Annotated in this window: 1 protein-coding gene and 1 pseudogene; both read left to right on the forward strand. The window is 62.3% G+C overall.

Features of this window, described 5'->3' with window-relative positions; genetic code table 11:
• A pseudogene (locus D7T59_RS21135) lies at positions 1-282 on the forward strand (TolC family protein); the annotation flags it as partial.
• A 76-nt stretch (positions 283-358) separates the two neighbouring features.
• Positions 359-693 (forward strand): TetR/AcrR family transcriptional regulator (locus tag D7T59_RS21140; RefSeq protein WP_180853543.1); only part of this gene is annotated, 335 nt, incomplete at its 3' end.

The following is a 693-nucleotide window of genomic DNA, read 5'->3' on the forward strand; positions in this document are numbered from 1 at the left end:
GTAAATGCCGAGGCACTCAGCAGCAGATCTTCGGCCTATGCCTCTTCCCGCGTGGACGCCGGAATCGAACCGAAGGATGCCGGCCTGCAGCAGCAGGCGCTGCACGAGAAGGCGCGCAGAGAGCTYGCGGCGGCACAGGCCGGGCTGCTGATGGCCCACGTGCAGGTGCAGCTGGCACTGGGRGCATGGCAGCCCGAGAAGGGGGACCCGGAGATTGARATCGGCAGGCCCATCGCTTCCCGGAAGAGCGCCGAAAGCGAAGCATCCGCGGCGCATCACTGACTGGCTCGAACGGCAACCCGCCAGGCCGTACMGGCCTGGCGGATCGTTCGTCGTCCGCTACTCGAGGAATACACTCTTGAACGCTATCCACAGTTCGTCCGTGCGTGTGCCCAGCATACTCATTCGCGAAACGGCAGCGCTTATCGTCCGCAATGGAAGGTCTTCGGTGACCGTCAATGAGATCCTTGAATGCTCGGGCGTCAGCCGCGGCGCGATGTTCCATCACTTCTACTGCAAGCAGGACCTGATCGACGCCACATTCTCCAGTTGGTTGCAGAGCTTCAATGACGATGTGGAGCAAAGAATGCGTGCCAACGGGCTCCGTCCCGGCGCATTCACCAACGCCTACGTGGAATCGGTGGTCGAGGGCTGCAGGCGGCACGACGTTGCAATGCTCTCGGCCCTGATCAT

Origin of the sequence: Stenotrophomonas maltophilia, assembly GCF_013464915.1 — a bacterium.
Lineage (GTDB): Bacteria > Pseudomonadota > Gammaproteobacteria > Xanthomonadales > Xanthomonadaceae > Stenotrophomonas > Stenotrophomonas maltophilia_AT.